The following is a 17,194-nucleotide window of genomic DNA, read 5'->3' as shown; positions in this document are numbered from 1 at the left end:
CGTCATGCCCCCTTGAGTGTCTTGATCACGCTCGCCGCCACCTGGTTGGCCGCCCCGCAAGAGTCGTCGGCTCCCTGGTAACCCTGCGCGTACACGTCGAACGTGAGGTCGTCGGCGATGCCCACCCCGATCCCGCAGGATCCCATCCGCCGTTCGTCCAGCGGTCCCCAGTAGACGGCCGGGTAACCGTCGACATCCGGGGCGTGTTCGAGGAAGCGGATCAGGGTCTTCGCCCGGTAGGCGGCGTAGAGACCCGCGAGGCCACCGGATCCCGCGTCCCGGCTCCCGGTGCCCAGTGACACCAGCACGCCGGTGCCCTGGCCACGGATCTTCCAGGCACAGTTCGGCCCCGCCTTGGTGAACAACGTGTCGCCCTTCGGCTGGAAGGTGCCCGTCTCGGGCATCCCCAGCGACGCCAGAACGTCCTTCGGCACCAGCGCGCACGTGTCGGCGACGTACTTGCTCGCGTCCAGTGGGGCGGAGACTTTCGGGACTTCGGGATCCGCCGACGGCGAGCCGGTCGCCGACGACGATCCCGCCGTCGACGGCGACGCCGTGCCTCCGGTCGTCGTGGTGCACGCGGCCGCGAGCCCTGCCGACACGGTCACGAGGATCACCAGGACACCCAGTTTGCTTCGGAACAAGTTCGGCTCGCCTATGCCTTGAAGGTGTCGGACAGGTCCTGGTCGGTGACCACGGTCTTCGACTGCGCTGCTTTGAGTTTCTTGATGTAGTCCTGCGCGTACTTGCGCATGGAGTCGTTCTGGTTGAGCAGGGCGATGATCGAATCGGAGCTGGTCGAGGCGAAATTCCCGCTGGCCGGGTCCTTACCGGGCGCCACGGTGCTCAGTGCAGCCAGCTCGCGGATCTTCTGCCCGTCGTCGACGATCTTGTCGATCAGGTCCTCCCACTGCCTGATCACCGCGGAGAGCTCTTCGGGGTCCATTTTGAACTGGCCGCCCTTGCCCCCGCCGCCGTAGACCCGGCCGGGGTTGTCGAAGACGTCGCCCCAGAGCGCCCTCGCCGCTGCTCCTGCCTCACCGATGATCACGACCGCACCTTCCCCTCGGTTCACCCACCGTGATGGGGCAAACCTTAGCCAACCGTCTCACTTCGTGTCAGCGAAACACGCAACGTTCGGACGGCCGGGCGGAGCGATCGGTTCCCGGCACTCCGGGTCACAGTACGTACGTACGGATTGCAATACCCCGGGAGTCGGTGCCAGGATTTCAGGATGCCACGCGTAAGCCAGGATCACCTCGACGCACGCCGGCGCCAGATCCTCGACGGCTCGCGCGTGTGCTTCGCGCGCTACGGCTACGAAGGTGCCACAGTCCGGCGCCTCGAGGAAGCCACCGGTCTCTCGCGCGGGGCCATCTTCCACCACTTCCGCGACAAGGAGTCGCTCTTCCTCGCCCTCGCCGAGGACGATGCCCTCCGGATGGCCGACGTCGTCGCCGAACAGGGGCTTGTGCAGGTCATGCGGGACCTGCTGGCCGGGGGCGATCACCCGGCCGACTGGCTCGGGACGCGCCTGGAAGTGTCCCGGCGGCTGCGCACCGACCCGGAGTTCCGTGGCCGGTGGGCCGAACGGTCCGAGCAGCTCACCACCGCCACCCGGCTGCGGCTGCTGCGCCAGCGCGAGGCCGGGAACCTGCGGGACGACGTCGACGTCGACGTCCTCACCGCGTTCCTGGAGCTGGTCCTCGAGGGACTCGTCTCGCACCTCGCCATGGGCCTGCCCGCCGCGGGCCTCGGCCCGGTGCTCGACCTCGTCGAAGAAACCGTGCGGCGGCACCGCCCGAGCCGCGGGTGAGCGCACCGACACACCGGTCGCAGCAGCCGAGGACGACCCGGACACGTTAAGCTGGTCCGCATAACCGCAGTACACGCCGATTTACCGCTAGGAGTGACCGTTTCGTGCGCGCAGCGCAGTCACCCGGTGACAGTACCGGGCCGGGTGACCGACCCGGCTGTCCGATAGGTTCATCCCCCGCCGACCAGGCGAGTGCGGAATGATCCAAGTCCTCTTCGCCGTCTTCGGCGTCCTCCTCTTCGTGCTGCTGACGATCGGCACCGGGCTCGCCGTCGCGGCCGAGTTCTCGCTGACCGCGCTCGAGCGCAGCACCGTCGAAGCCAACGTCCGCCAGGTCGGCGACCGCCGCGCGCTGACCGTCCAAAAGGCGCACCGGACGCTGTCGTTCCAGCTCTCCGGCGCCCAGGTCGCCATCACCCTGACCACGCTGGTCACCGGGTACCTGGCCGAGCCGCTGATCGGCGAGCTCGTCCGGCCGCTGCTCACCGCCGTCGGGCTGCCGGCCGGGTTCGCCGGGGGCGCGTCGATCGTGCTCGCCCTGGTCCTGGCCACCTCGCTGTCGATGATCCTCGGCGAGATGGTCCCGAAGAACCTGGCGATCGCCCGGCCGCTGCCGACCGCGCGCGCCGTCGCCGGCTACCACTCGCGGTTCTCCTCGCTGTTCCGCTGGCTCATCACGCTGATGAACAACAGCGCGAACTTCCTCGTGCGCAAGTTCGGCGTCGAGCCGCAGGAGGAGCTGCGGTCCGCGCGCTCGCCGCAGGAACTGGGCTCGATCGTGCGGTCCAGCGCCGAAAGCGGCACGCTCGACACGTCCACCGCCGAGCTGCTCGACCGCTCGCTGCGGTTCGGCGAGCGCACCGCGGAAGAGCTGATGACCCCTCGCGTGCAGCTCGAATCGCTCGCCGTCGACGACACCGTGGAAGACCTCATCGAGATTTCGCGCCGCACCGGGTTCTCGCGGTTCCCGGTGCACGCCGAGGACCTCGACGACGTCCGCGGCGCCGTGCACGTCAAGCAGGCCTTCGCCGTACCCGCCGCCGACCGCGCCGCGGTGCCGATCGGCTCGGTCATGCGGCCGGTGCCGACCGTGCCCGAGTCCCTGCCCGGCGACGACCTCCTGCTGCGGTTGCGCGACTCCCGCTTCCAGCTCGCCATCGTCGTCGACGAGTACGGCGGCACGGCCGGGCTGGTGACCCTGGAGGACGTCGTCGAGGAGATCATCGGCGACGTCCGCGACGAGCACGACGAGCGCGAAGCACCCGCTTCGCAGCAGGTCGGCGCGGACAGCTGGCTCGTGTCCGGGCAGCTGCGCGCCGACGAGGTCACCGGCGTCACCGGGTTCCGGATGCCCGACGGCGACTACGAAACCATCGCCGGGCTGATCCTCGAGCGGCTGGGCAAGATCCCCGCCGAGGGGGACGCCACCGAGGTCGACGGCTGGCTGCTCACCGTGACGGTGATGGACAAGCACCGGATCGCCGAGGTCGAGGTCGCCCCGGTCCGCACGGTCACGGAAGCGGCCACGGAACCGGCCTCGGAAGCGGAGGTGGCGTCGTGAACGACTGGCTGAACATCGCCCTGGTCGTGGTCCTGCTGCTGTTCAACGCCTTCTTCGTCGGCGCGGAGTTCACGCTGATCTCCTCGCGGCGCGACAGGCTCGAGGCGCTGCTGGAGCAGGGCAAGACGCGCGCGAAGATCGTCATCAACGCGAGCAAGCACGTGTCGCTGATGCTCGCCGGCGCGCAGCTGGGCATCACCATCTGCTCGCTGCTGCTCGGCCGGCTCGGCGAGCCCGCCATCGCCCACCGGCTGTCGGCCGCGTTCGACGTGCTGGGCCTGCCCGAGGCGTTGCTCCACCCCATTTCGTTCGCCATCGCGCTGGCGTTCATCACCGTGGCCCACGTGCTGATCGGCGAAATGGTGCCGAAGAACCTCGCCATCGCCGAGCCCGAGCGGCTGGCGCTGTGGCTGGTGCCGGCGCACGTCGCCTGGGTGAAGCTGGCCAACCCGTTCATCTGGCTGCTGAACTTCGTGGCCAACTCGCTGCTGCGCGCGGTCCGCGTCGAGCCGAAGGACGAGCTGGAGACGGCTTACACGTCCGACGAGCTGGCGGAACTGCTCAGCGAGTCGCGCCGCGAAGGCCTGCTCGACCAGTCCGAGCACCAGCGGCTGGCCCAGACGCTCTCGTCGGTGCAGAAGACGGTCGCCGACGTGCTGGTGCCCACCGCGGAGCTGACCACGCTCCCCTGTGGGCCGACGGTCGGCGAGGTCGAACGGGCCGTGTCGTCCACCGGGTTCTCGCGCTTCCCGGTGTGCACCGACGACGGGCGGCTGACCGGCTACATCCACGTCAAGGACATCCTCGACCTGGCCGGGCAGGACCCGAAGACGACCGTGCCCGCCTCGAAGACCCGCGCGCTGACCGAACTGCGGGCCGACGCCCGGCTCGACGTCGCCCTGTCGGCCATGCGCAAGGAACGCAGCCACCTCGCGCGGGCGCTGGACGCGAACGGGAACGCCGTCGGCGTCGTCGCGCTGGAAGACCTGGTCGAGGAGTACGTGGGCACGGTGCGGGACGGCACCCACGTGGGCGCATGACCGCCGTCGAGGTGCTCTCCGAGCCGGACTGGCTGGCCCGTGAGGAGCGGCACGTCTCGCGGATGCGCCGGTGGACCGGCCCGCACCAGGAGCGGCGATCGCGCGGTGAGAAGCACCCGGTGCTGGACTTCCTGTTCACGTACTACTCGTACCGGCCGTCCCACCTCGAGCGGTGGCAGCCCGGGCCCGGCGTCGCCCTCGCCGGGCCCGCGGCGCGGCGCTTCCTGGACCGCAAGGGCTACGTCTCGACGCCTGAGGGCGTGCTGCTCGACCCGGCCGGGTTCGGCGCGGGCAAGGTGCGGACGGCCGAGTTCGTCCTCGGCCTGCTCACCGCGACGGCGTCGCGCGCGCCCCGGCTGAGCTGCTTCGGGTTGCACGAGTGGGCGATGGTCTACCGCGAGCCGGCGGATTCGGTGCGACACAACCAGGTGCCGCTGCGGCTGGGGTCGGCGGGCACCGACGCCGTGGTGGAGTCCCTCGACATCCGCTGCGGGCACTTCGACGCCTTCCGCTTCTTCACGGAGCCGGCGCGGCCGTTGAACGAGCTGACGCCGTCCAGGGAGACGCAGGTCGCACTCGAGCAGCCCGGATGCCTGCACGCGAACATGGACCTGTTCAAATGGGCGTACAAGCTCGACCCGTTCGTCCCCGCGGAGCTGGTGGCGGACTGTTTCGAGCTGGCGGTCGAGATCCGGACGCTCGACATGCGGGCCAGCCCGTACGACCTGGCGGAGCTGGGCTACCCGCCGGTGCGGATCGAGACGCCGGCCGGGCGGGCCGAGTACGCCAGGGCCCAAGGGGAGTTCGCCCGCCGGGCGACGCCTCTGCGTCATCGCCTGATTGCGCATTGCCATCGCCTGGTCAGCGCAGCACCCTGAGCACAGCCCACTGTGAGTCAGATTATTCTCTCACCGATACTCACCTGTTAGGGTGATAACGGTTTGATTGCATAGCAGCGCGTGCTTGGCATGCGCTCACCCCGAAAGGATGACGGATGGGGCGACACTACCGGGACGAGGAGCCGGTGCCGCACCCTCAGGACCGCACGCCGCGCGCTCCCGCCGAGGGCCGCAGCGAGGCCTCCGGCGCTTTCCGCACCCCGGGGCGCAGCTCCATCTCCGACGCCTTCGGCATCGCGGGCCGCGGTTCCGCCGCACGTCCGTCCGGTTCGGTTTTCTTCACGGAAGGGGCGGAGGCGCCCGGCTTCGCGCCCGAGAAGGGCGCAGCGCAGCCGGCCGCCCGGCGCGGCGAAGCCTCGGGGGCGTACCCGGCGGCACGGCGAGGCGAAGCTCCGGCGGCGCCCCCGGTCACGCGCCGCGGCGAGGCCTCCGGGGCCTACCCGGTCACGCGCCGCGGCGAAGCTTCCGGGCCTTACCCGGCCGCGAGCCGGGACGAGGCTTCCGGGGCGTACCCGGCCGCGGGCCGGGACGAGACTTCCGGGGCGCACCCGGCCGCGAGCCGGGACGAGGCCACCGGGGCGTACCCCGTCGGAGGCCGGGACGAGGGTTCCGGGCCGTACCCGGTCGCGGGCCGGGGTGAGTCCACCGTGACCCGCGCCCCGCGCCGCGGTGAAGCCTCCGGCGCCTACCCCGTCACGAGCACCGAAGCCACCACGATCCTCTCCCCGCAGCGCGGGGAGGCCTCCGGCGCGTACCCCGTCACCGCCGAGACCACCACCCGCTCCCGCCGCGAGGGCGGCGACAGCCCGGCCCCGGACCGCGTCGAAGCGCCCGTCTCCCGCCGTGCCGCCCGCCGGGCCGAAGCCTCCGGTGCCCATCCCGTCGCGGGCCCGGCCGGAACCACCACCGGCCGCCGGTCGCGCCGCAAGGCCGCCGAGCACCCCGAATCCGCCGCCGAGCGGACCGAGATCATCACCCGGCAGGACGACGACGTCACCCTCGGCGAGCCGCCCGCCCCCGACGACAGCGCCACGCGGGCCGCAGGCCGCGCCGAGCGCGGCGACACCACCGGTCCGCAGCGCGCCGGCCGCGCCGACAGCACCGGGCCGAGCCGGACCGCCCGCAGCGAAGGCACCGGCTCGCACCGCATCGTGGGCAAGAGCGACGTCACCGGTTCGCACCGCATCGTCGGCAAGAAGGCCCCCCGCCGCCGGATCGCCACCTGGCCGATCGCCTGTCTGGTGCTCGCCGTCCTCATCGGGCTCGGCATCGTCGGCTGGAACTGGGCCGACAACGAGCTCAACAGCCGCGCCGAGGCCCAGGCCGCCAGCTGCGACGGCGGTACCACGCACATGCGGGTCGTGGTCACGCCGAGTGCGCAGAAGCCCGTCGCCGCCGCGGCCGACCGGTGGAACCAGGCCGCCACCGTCGTCCACGGCCAGTGCGTGCACGTGATGATCGAAGCCAAGCCGTCCGCGCAGGTGCTCGACGCGCTGGTCGGGCGGGCCAACATGGACGCCATCGGCGGGCTCCCGGCCGCGTGGCTGCCCGAGTCGACGTACTGGGTCAGCGAGCTGACCACCAAGAAGCCCGAGATGATCGGCTCGCCCGCCCAGTCGGTGGCGAACGCCCGCTCGGCGGACTACCCGTTCATCGGGCTCGCCGGCCCGGGCATCGACGACACCGCGCTGCGCGCCGCCCAGACCTTCCGCGAGTACCTGGAGCAGCCCGCCCAGCAAGCCGACTTCGCCGCGGCGGGCATCAAGTCCACCTAGGCGCGAGTGACCCGTCTTCCGTACGGGCCCCGGCCTCAGACACGCGTGCCGTTGTCGAGCTCGGCCACCACGGCCAGGTCGTCGTCGGCCAGCTCGAAGTCGAAGATGCCGTAGTGCTCGCGGATCCGGGTCGTGGTGGCCGAAGCCGCCACCGCGACCGTGCCGGTCTGCAGGTGCCAGCGCAGCACGATCTGGGCCGGCGTCTTGCCGTACTTGGCGGCGAGCGCGGTGACCGTCTCGTCCGACAGCAGCGCGGCGTTCGCCGCCGGGCTGGCCGCGGCCGTCACGATGCCGTGCTCGTCGTGGAACTCGCGCAGCGGCAGCTGCTGGAGCCACGGGTGCAGCTCGACCTGGTTGATCGCGGGCACCGAGCCGGTCGCGTCGATCAGCCGGCGCAGCTCGGAGACGCCGAAACCGGCGACGCCGATCGCGCGGGCGCGGCCGTCGGCGCGCAGCCGGCCCAGTGCGCGCCAGGTGTCGGTGAAGGCGCCTTTCGTGCCGTCCAGCAGGCACAGGTCGACCTGCTCGAGCTGGAGCGCTTCGAGCGCCTGGTCGGCGGCCCGGCGGGCGGTGTCGTAGCCCTGCGCGGGCACGTGCACGCTGACGAAGAGCTCCTCGCGGGGCACCTCGGCCGCGGCGAGCACCGCGCCCACCGCCGTCTCGGTGCCGGGGGTGGCGTCGACGCCGCGGTAACCGGTGTCGAGGGCGATGCGGACGGCCCGGCCGGTTTCGGCCGGGGACAGGCCGGCGACGCCGAACAGCAGCTGGGGGATGCGGACTCCGACGGACAGGGCGAGCGAAGGCGGGACGGCCATCAACCGGTGATCCTCACTTCGGATGCTGCGCGGACCCCCATCATCCCACCCGGGCGGCCCACTCGCGCAGATACGCCGCCGTCGCCGGGCCGGCCGGGAAGAACGACTCGATCACCAGCTCCGCCACGGTGACGTCCAGCGGGGTGCCGAACGTGGCCACCGTGCTGAAGAACGTGAGGTCGGTGCCCTCGTGCCGGAACTTCAGCGGCACGAAGATGTCACCCGGTCCCGGGACCTCCACCTCGGGCACCGGCTGGTCGCACGGGTACTCGCGCAGCTCGTCCAGGAGCTCGGAGAGGCCGGCGTCGGCGGTCTGGGTGACCTGGCGCCGCAGCCGGCCGAGCAGGTGGGCCCGCCACTCCCCCAGGTTGAGGATGTGCGGGGCCATGCCGTCGGGGTGCAGGGTGGCGCGCAGGACGTTGGTGGTCAGCTCAGCCGGTATCCCGGCGACGAAGAGGCCGACGGCGGCGTTGGCGTCGACGAGGTCCCAGTTGCGGTCGACGACGGCGGCCGGGTACGGCTCGTGGCCCGCGAGCAGCTGGCGCACGGCCTGGCGGACGGCGTCCATCCCGGGATCCCCCAGCGCGTTCTCGGTGTAGGCGGGGGCGTACCCGGCGGCGAGCAGCAGCCGGTTGCGTTCCCGCAGCGGGACGTCGAGGTGTTCGCCGAGGCGCAGCACCATGTCCCGGCTCGGCTTGGAACGGCCGGTTTCCACGAAACTCAGGTGGCGGGTGGAGATGTCCGCCGAGATGGCCAGGTCGAGCTGGCTGATCCGGCGCCGGTCGCGCCATTCGCGCAGCAGCTCCCCGACGGGCCGCTGCCGCGCCTGCACCATGGTCGTCACGCGGCTGACGCTACGGCGATCACGGGGTGGCTGCCATTACTTCGCGGGTAATGCCGGCGCATTACCTCTCGCGTAATCGACGCGCCGCCGCCGGGCCGCCAGGGTGGGGCTCAGCGCAGGGACGGCGGAACCCGTTGTCCCCCAACCGGAAGGAGCCCCTCATGACCGACGTCCGCACGATCGTCGAGCAGTACATCGCCGTCTGGAACGAGACCGATGCCGTCAAGCGCCGGGCCCGCATCGCCGACGTCTTCACCGAAAACGCCGGCTACACGGACCCGCTCGGCGCCGTCACCGGGCACGACGGGATCGACCAGTTCGTCGCCGGGGCCCAGCAGCAGTTCGGCGGGCTCACCTTCAGCCTGCCCGCCGGCCCCGACGCCCACCACGACCTCGCCCGGTTCCAGTGGTACCTCGGCACGCCCGGGGCCGAGCCGGTCGCCATCGGGTTCGACGTCGTCGAACTCGAAGACGGGAAGATCGCCAAGGTGCACGGCTTCCTCGACAAGCTGCCCGGCTGAAACCGTGGGGGCTCCCGCCCGGGAGCCCCCACGGCGGTCAGCTCTTCAGCGCGCCCCGCCAGCGGACGGTCGGGCGCAGCTTCTCCGGGTTCACCCGGTGCTTGTTGGCGCCCACGATGTCGAACATCGACTCGATCAGCGTGTCCGACAGCAGGTGCGGCTCCAGCCCCAGTCCGACCAGGCCGGTGTGCTTGACGTTGTAGTAGTGCTCCGGCGCCTCGGTGCGCGGGTTCTCCAGCTGCTCGATCTGCACCGGGCCGGGGAACCGGTCGGCCACCAGCTCGGCGATGCCCGCCACCGACAGGCTCTCGGTCATCTGGTTGAACACCCGGAACTCCCCCGGCTCGGCCGGGTGCTCGACGGCCAGGCGGATGCACTCCACGGTGTCGCGGATGTCGATCAGGCCGCGGGTCTGCGTGCCCTTGCCGTACACCGTCAGCGGCTGGCCCAGCACCGCCTGGATGACGAACCGGTTGAGCACCGTGCCGAAGACCGCGTCGTAGTCGAAGCGGGTCGCCAGCCGGGGGTCCAGCGCCGTCTGCGGGGTCTGCTGGCCGTACACCACGCCCTGGTTGAGGTCCGTCGCGCGCAGGCCCCACGCGCGGCAGGTGAATTCGATGTTGTGCGAATCGTGGACCTTCGTCAGGTGGTAGAACGAACCCGGCCGTTTCGGGAACAGCACGCGGTCTTTGCGGCCGTTGTGCTCGAGCTCGAGCCAGCCTTCTTCGATGTCGATGTTCGGCGTGCCGTATTCGCCCATCGTGCCGAGTTTGACCAGGTGGATCGCCGGGTCGACCTCCGCGATCGCGTACAGCACGTTCAGCGTCCCCACCACGTTGTTGTGCTGGGTGTACACCGCGTGTTCGCGGTCGATCATGGAATACGGCGCCGACCGCTGCTCGGCGTAGTGGACGACGGCGTCCGGCGCGAAGTCACGCACCGCCGCGAACAGGAACTCCGCGTCGAGGAGGTCGCCTTCGTAGCTGGTGATCGTCCGGCCGGAGACCTCCCGCCAGGTCGCGATCCGGTCCGCCAGCGAGGCGATCGGCACCAGGCTCTCGACCCCCAGTTCGGCGTCGTACCCCCGCCGCGCGAAATTGTCGAGAACGGCCACCTCGTGGCCCCTGTCCGACAAGTGCAGCGCGGTCGGCCAGCCCAGATATCCGTCACCGCCGAGAACCAGCACCCGCATTGTGCCGCCTTTCCTGCTCGTTTACGCCACACGAACGCTATAGATCACGTGCTGATGAAGAGCTGGCAATGACCTGTGAATCTCCTATGCGTGAGGGGGCCGGACGGCGGCGCGGCCGGCCCGCGGGGAGGATGGGGGCATGACGACCGTAACCAACGGCGTGCGGCCCCGCATGACGGAGAAGACCCGCCGCCGCGGCTGGGCCCGCCTGGCCCGCGCCGCGACGACGTCCGTCGCGGCCACGGTCCTCAGCCAGGTCGTCCTGCTGCTGGTCCTCGCCACCGGCGGGGCCGCGGCCCTGGCCGGCACGCTGGCCTGGGCGGCCGGCGCGGTGCTGAACTTCCTGGTCACGCGACGCTGGGTGTGGGGCCGCACCGGACGGCCGCGCGTCCGCCGGGAACTGCTGCCCTACCTCGCGGTGATCGGGCTCGGCGGGCTGGCCTCGATCGGCCTGACGACCCTCGCGGGCTCCCTCCTGGCTCCGCTGCGGCTGCCGCACCTCTGGTGGGTCGTGCTCGTCGACTTCGCGTACACCGCCAGTTACGCGGTGGTGTTCGTCGTCAAGTTCACCCTGCTCGACCGGCTCGTGTTCGGCCGCGGCGCAGCACGTACCCCCGCCACCACGTCCCGGTCATGACGCGGGCGTAGTTGGCGCCGTAGACCAGGCTGCCGCCCTTCTTGCTCTTGCCCGCCTTGCGCAGCCGCATGCTCATCGGCAGCTCGACGACACGGGCGCCGCGCGCGGTGACACCGAGCAGCAGCTCCGAAGACTGGTACTGCGGCTCGTGCAGCGGGACCGAGCAGGCCAGTTCCGCCCGCATGGCCCGGAAGCCGAACGACGTGTCGGTGATCCGGCGCCCGGTCAGCACCGACGCCAGCCCCGCGAACACCCGCACGCCGAGCCACCGGACGCGGCTGTCGGCCTCCTCGTGCCCGAGCCGCCGGGACCCGGTGACGAAGTCCGCGGTGCCGTCGGCGACCGGGCGGACCAGGGCTTCGAGCTCGCTGTTGTCGTACTGGCCGTCGGCGTCGGTCGTCACGACGTACTCGGCGCCGCCTTCCGCCGCCAGGTGGTAGCCCAGCCGCAGCGCGGCACCCTGCCCGCGGTTGCGGGGCGCGACGCACACGTACGCGCCGTGGGCTTCGGCGATCGCGGCCGTGTCGTCGGTGCCGCCGTCGACGACGACGAGGACGTCCACCCGCATGCCGAGGCACTCGTCCGGCATCTTCTCCAGCACTTCGCCGATGCCGCCGGCTTCGTTGTAGGCGGCGATGACGACGGTCAGCGGGGCCAGCTCCAGCTCCGGGTGGCGGCCGCGGAAGTCGTCGAGGGCGCCGGAGTCGACGTCGTCGGGGAACGCGGCGAGCCGCTTCCGGCTCGCCGACGTCAGGGTCGTGAAACCGAGCGCCCCGGCGACGGGCAGCAGCACGAGCGCCGGGATCTGGTAGCGCCACGAGAACTGGAACACCGCCGAGGCGAACAGCAGCAGGAGCCCGCCGGACGCCGCGAGCAGCGCCCCCGCCCGGGCCCGGTCGAGGGGTTTCCGGCGCCGGAACACCGTCAGCAGACCCAGCACTGCGCCGAGGCCGAGCACCGCGCCCGCGACGTACCCGCCGCCGAGCTGGTAGTCGCGGAGGATCCGGGCCAAGGGCTGGTCGACGCTCGCGACGACGCCGTCGTTCTGCAGCGTGACCAGGTCGATCAGCGACTGGTCGGCCCACTGCGGGTAGCTCGGCTGGAACTGCCACCGGTCCAGGGGGACGTCGGCCGGGTCCTGCTCGCGCGTCCAGGCGAAGCTCTTGGCGAAGTCGTCCAGGATCGCTCGGGCGACGTCGGCGGGTTGCTCCTTCAGGACGTCGATCGCGAACTCGTGGGCCAGGGCGGCTTTGTCCGCGCCGGGCGGCAGCGGGCCCGGCCAGTTCGGGTCGAGGTCGGCGTGGGTGTAGTTGTCGACGAGCCGGGTCTCGCGCGGCTCGGCCGGGCAGAACACCCGCAGCACCGGGTCGAGGTGGAGGTTCGCGCAGTCGGCGACGGCGGCGGTCCGGCCGTAGAGCATGTTCCCGGACGGGCCGGTCAGTCCCCACTTGCCGGTCTCGGAGTGCACGCGCGCCGCATACGGCACGAGGACGGCGAGCAGGCCGAGCAACCCGGCACCGGCCCGGAGCCAGCCCGCCCGGTGCCGCCACGCTCCTCCGGCGGCGACGAGGAAGACCAGCAGCGGAACCGCCAGTGAGATCCCGATCAGCCGGGTCAGCACGCCGAAGCCGAGCAGCAGGCCCGCCGCGCCGGCGCGTTTCCAGCCGGGCGCGCCCCGGCCGAGCAGGAGCCAGAGGAGCCCGAGGAGCACGGCCTCGAACGTCACCTCGGACATGATGTTCTGCTCGATCTGCAGCTGGTAGGCGTCGAGCAGCACGGGCGCCGCGGCGAGCGCGCCCACCCACGGACGGCCGCCGAGGCGCAGGACCAGCCCGTAGACGCCGATCGCGACGAGGATCCCGCCGGCGTGCTGCACGGCCGCCACCCAGGCGAGCCCGCCGACCGCCAGCAGCGGCCGCAGGACGAGGTCGTAGCCGATCGGGTCGAGCTGGTCGGCGCGCAGGGCGTGCAGGTTGTCGAGGTAGCGGAACGAGTCGATGAACAGCAGGGCCGGGCGGTAGGCCAGCCAGGTCAGCACCCGCAGGACGATCGCCGGGACGAGGAGCAGGAGCAGCGGCCAGTGGCGGCGGAGGAACGCCGTCACGACGGCTTGAGGCCGGAGAAGTACTTCCACACCGTGGCCAGGCCGTCGGTGAGCGAGACCTCCGGCCGGTAGCCGATGGTCTCCGCGCTCGCCGAGACGTCGACGACGACCGCGGGCATTTCGCCGGCGGGGGCCTCGACGTGCTCGACCGGCAGCTCGGCACCGGTCACCTCGCGCACGGCCTCGATCATCTCCAGCACGGACACCGAGCGCCCGGCGCCGACGATCGCGCGGCCGGAGTAGCCGCTGCCGAGGGCCGACAACACCGCCCGCACGACGTCGTCGAGGTGGACGAGGTCGCGGCGCTGGCGGCCGTCGCCGTAGACCTTGACCCCGGTGCCGGTCAGCGCGGCCCGCATCATCCGCGGCACGAAACTGTCCTTGTGGGACATTCCCGGGCCGTAGACGTTGGTGAACCGCAACGCACACGTCGTCATGCCGTACGCCCCGGCGTAGCCCGACAGCAGCATTTCGCACGCGGCCTTGGTGGCGCCGTAGGGCGTCAGCGGGCGCGGCGGCAGGTCCGGGGTGATGGTGGCGCCGCCGACGTTGCCGATCACCGCGTTGGTCGAGGCGAACAGGAACCTCGGCACCTCGTGACGGCGCGCGAGCTCCAGCAGTTCCTGGGTGACCAGGACGTTGTCGGCGAAGGTGTCCTCGGGCAGCTCGACCGACTTCAGCACCGACGTCAGCCCGGCGAGGTGCACGACGCCGGCCGTCTCACGGGTCACGGCCTGCTCCCGGACGCCCGCGTCGCGGAGGTTGCCGAGGACCACGCGCACGCCGTCGAGGTCTTCGGGGAACGGGACCCGGTCCACGACGGTGACCGGGACGTCCCGGTCCCGGAGGGCGCGCACGACGGCCCGGCCGATGAAGCCGCTGCCGCCGGTCACGACCACGGACGTCCGATCAGGACCGTGCCCATTCGCCATGGCCGTCAACCTACCCGCCGTTCCTGTGCGCCCGCAGTGTGCCCGCAGTGTGCCCGCACCGGCGGGGCCGGCCGTCAGGCGAACGCCTCCGGGGGCGGGCACGAGCAGACCAGGTTCCGGTCGCCCGCCGCGCCGTCGACGCGGCGGACCGGCGGCCAGATCTTCGCCGCCGCCGTCCCCGCCGGGAACACCGCCGTTTCGCGGCTGTACGGCCGGTTCCAGTCGCCGGCGACGCACCGGGCGGTGTGCGGTGCCTGCCGCAGCGGTGAGTCCTCGAGCGGCCACTCCCCCGTCGCCACGCGGTCGATTTCGGCCCGGATCGCGATCATCGCCGCGCAGAAGCGGTCGAGTTCGGCGAGGTTTTCGCTTTCCGTCGGCTCCACCATCAGCGTGCCCGCGACCGGGAACGACATCGTGGGGGCGTGCAGCCCGTAGTCCGCCAGGCGTTTCGCGACGTCGTCGACCGTGACGCCGGTGGCCTTCGTCAGCGGCCGCAGGTCGAGGAGGCATTCGTGCGCGACCAAGCCATCGCGGCCGGCGTACAGCACCGGGTAGTGGCCGGCGAGGCGGCGGGCGACGTAGTTCGCGTTGGCCACCGCGACGAGCGTCGCCCGGCGGAGGCCGTCGGCGCCCATCATCCGGACGTAGGCCCAGGAAATCGGCAGGATCGACGCGCTTCCCCACGGCGCCGCGCTGACCGGGCCGACGCCGGTGGCCGGGCCGGCCGCGGGCTGCAGCGGGTGGTTCGGCAGGAAGGGCGCCAGGTGCGCGCGGACCCCGATCGGGCCGGCACCGGGTCCGCCGCCGCCGTGCGGGACGCAGAACGTCTTGTGCAGGTTGAGGTGCGAGACGTCGGCGCCGAACCGGCCGTACTGGGCGACGCCGATCATTGCGTTCAGGTTGGCGCCGTCGACGTACACCTGCCCGCCGGCGTCGTGCACCACCGCGCACACTTCGCCGACGGTGTCTTCGTAGACGCCGTGCGTCGACGGGTACGTGAGCATGATCGCGGCGAGATCCGCCCGGTGAGCGTCCACTGTGGACCGTAGGTGGGCCAGGTCGATGTCGCCCTCGTCGGAGCAGCGGACGACGACCACGCGCATGCCCGCCATCACCGCGCTGGCCGCGTTCGTGCCGTGCGCGCTGGCCGGGACCAGGCAGACGTCGCGCGCGTGCTCACCGCGGGAGCGGTGGTAGGCGCGGATGGCGAGCAGGCCGGCGAACTCGCCCTGGCTGCCGGCGTTGGGCTGCAGGGAAACCGCGTCGTAGCCGGTGATCCGGGCGAGCCAGGCGCTCAGGTCGGCGGCGACGTCCAGGAGCCCGGCGGCGTCCTCGGCCGGTGCGAACGGGTGCAGGCCGGCGAACTCCGGCCAGGTGACCGGCTCCATCTCGGCGGCGGCGTTGAGCTTCATGGTGCACGAGCCCAGCGGGATCATGCCGCGGTCCAGTGCGACGTCGGAGTCCGCCAGCCGCCGCAGGTAGCGCAGCATCGCGGTTTCCGAGCGGTGCGCGTGGAACACCGGGTGCGTGAGGTACTCGCTGGTGCGCCGCAGGGGCGCCGGGAGCGCGTCCGCGGTGTCGGCGTCGAGCCCGTCCACATCGGACACCGAGACGCCGAACGCCTTCCACACGCGGGAAAGCCGCTCGCGGGTGGTCGTCTCGTCGCAGGCGATGCCGACGTGGTCGGCGTCGATCCGGCGCAGCGAGATGCCGAGTTCCCGGGCGGCCGCGACGACGGCGTCCGCCCGGCCGGGCACGACGGCGGCGACCGTGTCGAAGAATTCGCCGTGCACGACGTCGACGCCGCCCTCGGCGAGGCCGGCGGCCAGCACGGTGGCCATCCGGTGGGCCCGCAGCGCGATCGCCCGCAGTCCCTCGGGTCCGTGGTACACCGCGTACATCGACGCCATCACCGCGAGCAGGACCTGGGCGGTGCAGATGTTCGAGGTCGCCTTCTCCCGGCGGATGTGCTGTTCGCGCGTCTGCAGGGCCAGGCGGTACGCGGGCGTGCCGTCGGCGTCCTTCGAGACGCCGACCAGCCGGCCGGGCAGCTGCCGCTCCAGGCCGTTCCGGACCGCCAGGTACGCGGCGTGCGGGCCGCCGAAGCCGAGCGGGACGCCGAACCGCTGCGTCGAGCCGACGGCGACGTCGGCGCCGAGCTCGCCCGGCGGCCGCAGCAGGGTGAGGGCGAGGGGGTCGGCGGCGACGATCACGGCGGCGCCGTGCTTCTTGGCCTCGCCGATGGTGAGGTCGAGTTCCCGGACCGCGCCGGACGCGCCCGGGTAGGACAGGAGCACGCCGAAGAAGTCGCCGCCGAGCCCGAGCCCGGTCAGTCCCTGGGAAAGGTCCTCGACGACCAGTTCGATGCCGAGCGGCTCGGCCCGGGTCCGGAGCACGGCGAGGGTCTGCGGCAGGGTGTCCTGGTCGACGACGAACCGGGCCGACCGCGCGCGCCCGGCCCGGCGGACGAGGGTCATGGCTTCGGCGGCGGCGGTGGCCTCGTCGAGCAGGGAGGCGTTGGCGACGGGGAGGCCGGTCAGGTCCGCGACCACGGTTTGGAAGTTGAGCAGCGCTTCGAGCCGCCCTTGGGAGATCTCGGGCTGGTAGGGCGTGTAGGCGGTGTACCAGGCCGGGTTCTCGAGCACGTTGCGGCGGATGACGGGCGGGGTGACGGTGTCGTGGTAGCCGAGCCCGATCATGGCGGCGGTCGGCCGGTTGCGCGCGGCCAGCGCGCGCAGTTCGGCGAGGGCCTCGGCTTCACTCGCGGCCGGCGGCAGTTCGAGCGGCTCGGCGGACTTTCGCAGCGACCCGGGAACGGCCCGCTCGGCGAGTTCGTCGAGGGAGGCGACGCCGATGACGTCGAGGATGCGGCGGAGCTCTTCGGGACTGGGCCCGATGTGCCGGTCGGCGAACGGGATGCCCTGTTCCAGGGAGGCGAGTGACGGATTCACGATGGCCTCCTGGGGACAGCGCGGCGTGTCTCAACCGACTCTAGGACGAACGGACGGGCGAGAGGCGACCACGGCGGGGGTCCGGGGGCGGAGCCCGCCGGGCGGGG

General features: G+C 72.1%; 15 protein-coding genes. 7 read left to right on the top strand and 8 right to left on the bottom strand.

Going from position 1 to position 17,194, the window contains the following annotated elements; all coding sequences use genetic code 11:
* Window positions 1-2: 2 nt before the first annotated feature.
* Together DV20_RS24095 and DV20_RS24090 are read right to left on the bottom strand one after the other, a co-directional pair.
* The gene (locus DV20_RS24095; RefSeq protein WP_235190933.1) at window positions 3-608 is read right to left on the bottom strand and encodes a DUF3558 domain-containing protein; all 606 of its coding nucleotides are present in this window, start codon (window positions 606-608) and stop codon (window positions 3-5) included.
* Between the two features lie 47 nt (window positions 609-655).
* Window positions 656-1,051: a hypothetical protein gene (locus DV20_RS24090; RefSeq protein ID WP_043784006.1), complete on the bottom strand. Its 396-nt coding sequence runs from the start codon at window positions 1,049-1,051 to the stop codon at window positions 656-658.
* A gap of 183 nt (window positions 1,052-1,234) precedes the next feature.
* Between DV20_RS24090 and DV20_RS24085 the strand changes: the two genes are divergently transcribed.
* From DV20_RS24085 to DV20_RS24065, 5 genes are all read left to right on the top strand, one after another.
* Window positions 1,235-1,816: a TetR/AcrR family transcriptional regulator gene (locus tag DV20_RS24085; protein WP_043784004.1), complete on the top strand. Its 582-nt coding sequence runs from the start codon at window positions 1,235-1,237 to the stop codon at window positions 1,814-1,816.
* Between the two features lie 199 nt (window positions 1,817-2,015).
* Window positions 2,016-3,377, top strand: coding sequence for a hemolysin family protein (locus DV20_RS24080; RefSeq protein ID WP_043784002.1), 1,362 nt, complete (start codon window positions 2,016-2,018; stop codon window positions 3,375-3,377).
* A complete protein-coding gene (locus DV20_RS24075; RefSeq protein WP_043784000.1) occupies window positions 3,374-4,417 on the top strand; it encodes a hemolysin family protein in 1,044 nt (347 codons plus the stop codon). Before DV20_RS24080 ends, DV20_RS24075 begins: the two co-directional genes overlap by 4 nt.
* Complete coding sequence (locus tag DV20_RS24070) at window positions 4,414-5,295, top strand: hypothetical protein (RefSeq protein WP_043783998.1); 882 nt, start codon at window positions 4,414-4,416, stop codon at window positions 5,293-5,295. Before DV20_RS24075 ends, DV20_RS24070 begins: the two co-directional genes overlap by 4 nt.
* A 116-nt stretch (window positions 5,296-5,411) precedes the next feature.
* A complete protein-coding gene (locus DV20_RS24065; protein WP_043783997.1) occupies window positions 5,412-7,091 on the top strand; it encodes a hypothetical protein in 1,680 nt (559 codons plus the stop codon).
* Between the two features lie 35 nt (window positions 7,092-7,126).
* On the opposite strand, the gene DV20_RS24060 is transcribed toward DV20_RS24065, so the two are convergent.
* Window positions 7,127-7,906, bottom strand: coding sequence for an aldo/keto reductase (locus DV20_RS24060; RefSeq protein WP_043783994.1), 780 nt, complete (start codon window positions 7,904-7,906; stop codon window positions 7,127-7,129).
* Window positions 7,907-7,946: 40 nt separating this feature from the next.
* On the bottom strand, window positions 7,947-8,741 hold the full coding sequence (locus DV20_RS24055; RefSeq protein ID WP_043784212.1) for a helix-turn-helix domain-containing protein: 795 nt from the start codon (window positions 8,739-8,741) through the stop codon (window positions 7,947-7,949).
* A 170-nt stretch (window positions 8,742-8,911) separates the two neighbouring features.
* On the opposite strand from DV20_RS24055, the gene DV20_RS24050 reads away from it, so the two are divergent.
* Complete coding sequence (locus tag DV20_RS24050) at window positions 8,912-9,271, top strand: nuclear transport factor 2 family protein (protein ID WP_043783993.1); 360 nt, start codon at window positions 8,912-8,914, stop codon at window positions 9,269-9,271.
* Window positions 9,272-9,308: 37 nt separating this feature from the next.
* On the opposite strand, the gene DV20_RS24045 is transcribed toward DV20_RS24050, so the two are convergent.
* Window positions 9,309-10,463, bottom strand: coding sequence for an NAD-dependent epimerase/dehydratase family protein (locus DV20_RS24045; RefSeq protein ID WP_043783991.1), 1,155 nt, complete (start codon window positions 10,461-10,463; stop codon window positions 9,309-9,311).
* A gap of 139 nt (window positions 10,464-10,602) precedes the next feature.
* Here DV20_RS24045 and DV20_RS24040 point away from each other — a divergent pair, with 139 nt between their 5' ends.
* Entirely contained in the window at window positions 10,603-11,100 is a 498-nt protein-coding gene (locus DV20_RS24040) for a GtrA family protein (protein WP_043783990.1), read from the top strand.
* Here the strand turns inward: DV20_RS24040 and DV20_RS24035 are convergent.
* The 3 genes from DV20_RS24035 to gcvP form a co-directional block, all read right to left on the bottom strand.
* Window positions 11,030-13,204, bottom strand: coding sequence for a glycosyltransferase family 2 protein (locus DV20_RS24035; protein ID WP_043783988.1), 2,175 nt, complete (start codon window positions 13,202-13,204; stop codon window positions 11,030-11,032). The two genes, DV20_RS24040 and DV20_RS24035, sit on opposite strands and share 71 nt — an antisense overlap.
* A complete protein-coding gene (locus tag DV20_RS24030; RefSeq protein ID WP_043783986.1) occupies window positions 13,201-14,136 on the bottom strand; it encodes an NAD-dependent epimerase/dehydratase family protein in 936 nt (311 codons plus the stop codon). The genes DV20_RS24035 and DV20_RS24030 overlap by 4 nt, the downstream gene beginning before the upstream one ends.
* Window positions 14,137-14,210: 74 nt before the next feature.
* Window positions 14,211-17,087: an aminomethyl-transferring glycine dehydrogenase gene (gene gcvP, locus DV20_RS24025; protein ID WP_043783984.1), complete on the bottom strand. Its 2,877-nt coding sequence runs from the start codon at window positions 17,085-17,087 to the stop codon at window positions 14,211-14,213.
* Window positions 17,088-17,194: the final 107 nt, after the last annotated feature.

It is taken from the genome of Amycolatopsis rifamycinica (genome assembly GCF_000695625.1).
Lineage (GTDB): Bacteria > Actinomycetota > Actinomycetes > Mycobacteriales > Pseudonocardiaceae > Amycolatopsis > Amycolatopsis rifamycinica.
This window is presented reverse-complemented; position numbering and strand designations above follow the sequence as displayed.